This window comes from Candidatus Magnetobacterium casense (assembly GCF_019173545.1).
Taxonomy (GTDB): domain Bacteria; phylum Nitrospirota; class Thermodesulfovibrionia; order Thermodesulfovibrionales; family Magnetobacteriaceae; genus Magnetobacterium; species Magnetobacterium cryptolimnobacter.
In genome coordinates, this window is the sequence record NZ_JABXWD010000382.1 from 1 (window position 1) to 3139 (window position 3139).

Here is a 3139-nt window from a genome sequence, read left to right on the forward strand (position 1 = left end):
GATAGGTTTATCGCCGATATATAAAAGCGTTTGAAGTGGTAATATTCCATACTGCTTAAGGATTAAGGCACTATATTCGTACATTCGTGCTGTTATGTTTTTATCGTTTGTAGACTGTATCTCAATATGAACGATGTTGCCATCCAACACATCAACCAACAAATCCGGTTGCCTTATCTGTACGCTTGGAAGCTGGATATCCAGGAACTTTCCTGTTTCGTATCCGGTAAGGATCTTCAGGAATTTGGGTGGTACATTCTTAATCAGCTCCTTAAGGAGTTTGTCATATATCTGATGTATCATATAATCTTCTATTTCCTTATTTTTTCCACATCTCTATTATTAAGTATAGCATTTTTCAGTTTCTTTCTTGCTGTAAAAAATCCTGTGATGATATTTTGCCCATAATTGTAGCAAAGATAAAGAAAGGGGCGGCTCCGCTTCTTTGTCGCTCCAGGAGGGGTCAGCGACCCCTTGACCCCAGAATGCTTAACATTCTATCATCACAGAAATATTTACAGTAACCTTTTTTTTCTTGTTTTTAACCGAAGCGACCTCCGATGTATGCTTCTGTTTCTTTGCGGGAGGGGGTTTGAAAGATTTTGTCGGTGAGATCGAACTCTATGACCTTGCCCAGGAGCATGAAGATGGTGTAGTCTGAGACGCGTGCGGCCTGTTGCATGTTGTGTGTGACCACCAGGATGGTGTAGTTGTCCTTGAGCATAAGCATGAGTTCTTCTATCTTTTCGGTGGAGATGGGGTCGAGCGCCGAGCACGGTTCATCCATAAGGATCACCTTTGGCTCCACGGCAATGGCACGGGCAATGCACAGACGTTGTTGCTGTCCCCCCGACAGACCCAAGGCGCTGTCATCGAGGCGGTCCTTGACCTCATCCCAGAGGGCAGAACGGTGCAGACTCCTCTCCACGATTTCGTCAAGCTTCGACTTCTTTGTAACCCCCCCTATGCGCGGCCCATAGGCTATGTTGTCGTAGATGGACTTGGGAAATGGGTTGGACTTCTGAAAGACCATCCCCACGTTTCGTCGCAGGCTCGTAACGTCGTAGTTGGGGTGATAGATGTCCACGCCGTCTATCTTTATTGTCCCTGCGATGGTGACCCCCTCAACCAGGTCGTTGAGACGATTCATACAGCGCAAGAGCGTAGACTTGCCACACCCCGAAGGCCCTATGAAGGCCGCTATACAGTGCTTTGGGATGTCGAGGTTGACATCGATCAACGCCCTCTTGTCCCCGTAGTACAGGGAGAGGTCTACACACTCGATGAATATCTTTTCATCCATGCGTCTATTACCGCCAGACTGTGGCTGCCTTAGTTGTTGTATATCAGTTTGCATTAAACCTCCCTGCATGTTGCCAGTGAATACATTTAAAAGGCTGACGATGTGTATTTTTTCTTGAGATGGTTCCTGATCCTGATAGCCGTCAGGTTCAAAAAAACCACGATCACAATCAGCAGAAAAGTGGTCATATAGACCATGGGCTTGGCCGCCTCCACGTTTGGCGATTGAAACCCCACGTCGTATATGTGAAATCCCAGGTGCATGAACTTTCTCTCCAGATGTATGAACGGGAAACTGGTGTCAATGGGCAGTGACGGTGCGAGTTTTACCACACCGGTCAGCATCAGTGGCGCCACCTCCCCTGCCGCCCTGGCAATGGCCAGTATCAGTCCCGTCAAGATTCCAGGCATGGCAGCGGGGATGATTATGTGAACGAGGGTCTCAAACCTGTTGGCACCCAGGGATAGCGAGCCGTATTTGATATCCTGCGGTACGGCGGCCAGCCCCTCTTCGGTTGACACAATGACCACGGGCAACGTCAACAGGGTCAGCGTCAGGGATGCCCACAGCACCCCTCCAGTTCCAAAGGTAGGCGTTGGCAGCGCACTCTTAAAAAATAACAGGTCTATCGTCCCGCCTATGCCGTATATGAAAAACCCCAACCCAAACACCCCAAATACCATCGATGGCACTCCCGCCAGATTGTTCACACATATGCGCACAATCTTGACCATCAGCCCCTGCCTGGCATACTCCTTGAGGTAGACCGCCGCCAATACACCAAAGGGCATGACCACCATGCTCATGACAAGCACCATAAAGACGGTCCCAAAGATGGCAGGAAACACACCGCCTTCCGTGTTGGCCTCACGCGGCTGATCTGAGATAAACTCCCAGAACTTCGAAATATAGACCCCCGTCTTGGACAACACACCCATGTCGTTTGGTTCATAGAATCTGACCACGGAACTTAGTGGGATATCCTTTACCGTGCCCTCCAGGCTCTGCATTACCACTGTGGTGGCGCCGAGGGTTTGCTTGAGTTTAACCAGCCCGGCCTCCTTGTCGTTATATTGCCCTTGGAGGGTTTCGATGTCGGTTTTGATACGTTGAGACTCGGATTGTGTGTCGTCTTTGCCGAGGCTGTTCAGTTGCAGTCTCAATTGCTCTATCTTTGTGCTTATACCTCCGAGGATATCCTTTTCGAGAGTGGAGATTTTTTTTCTGAGCTTTTTGTTTTCCGGCAGGAGTGCCTTTAGCATGGCCGCAGAGGTGTCATGTCCACTGGCGAGGGGCTTTCCGCCATCATTAACCGCCCTTATAAGACCGTACATGTTGCCCCATTCCGTTCTCTCTATTATCACCGCATCGGATGGATATGTGGTGGTTACGATGTCGTCTTTATCGGTCCACCTGAAGTCGAGGCCGTAGAGGTCGCGGTTGCCGATCTTCAGACGTATCCGGTATTTTTTGGTGCTACCACGCGCCTCCGGCGTTGGGATATGCTCGGAGCCGTCCTCCTGTCCCATGTATTTGGAGCCGTCCTTCAATGTAATTACAACAACCCTCGATGGCCAGAAAAACCCCAGCCCCTTGGTTATTATAAGTAAGAGCAGCCCCCCAACCATCAACAGACTAAACACCAGCGCCGCACCTGTTAACCAGGCATACGGGTCTCCGCTTTTCCAAAAATCTCTCATAACAACTACCCTCAGTAGTATAACTCTTCTGTTACAGAAATTGAAAGGGTGGCATCATCATCTGTTTTATCGGTATAAAAGGCTTGGTGTAGAAGGGGAGACTCTGTCTCCCCTCAGACCCCTCTGCAAGGGGACC

Annotated in this window: 2 protein-coding genes and 1 pseudogene; all 3 read right to left on the bottom strand. The window is 49.5% G+C overall.

Annotated elements, in window-relative coordinates:
- A pseudogene (locus tag HWQ67_RS15180) lies at positions 1–303 on the bottom strand (hypothetical protein); the annotation flags it as partial.
- 238 nt (positions 304–541) lie between these two features.
- Positions 542–1303, bottom strand: a complete 762-nt coding sequence (gene pstB, locus HWQ67_RS15185; RefSeq protein WP_218253533.1) for a phosphate ABC transporter ATP-binding protein PstB — start codon at positions 1301–1303, stop codon at positions 542–544.
- A gap of 86 nt (positions 1304–1389) precedes the next feature.
- Positions 1390–3003: a phosphate ABC transporter permease PstA gene (gene pstA, locus HWQ67_RS15190; RefSeq protein ID WP_218253532.1), complete on the bottom strand. Its 1614-nt coding sequence runs from the start codon at positions 3001–3003 to the stop codon at positions 1390–1392.
- Positions 3004–3139: the final 136 nt, after the last annotated feature.

Bases quoted from the DNA above. Each gene is read 5' to 3' on its own strand.
- pstA (WP_218253532.1), bottom strand. From the start codon at position 3,003: ATGAGAGATTTTTGGAAAAGCGGAGACCCGTATGCCTGGTTAACAGGT.
- pstB (WP_218253533.1), bottom strand. From the start codon at position 1,303: ATGGATGAAAAGATATTCATCGAGTGTGTAGACCTCTCCCTGTACTAC.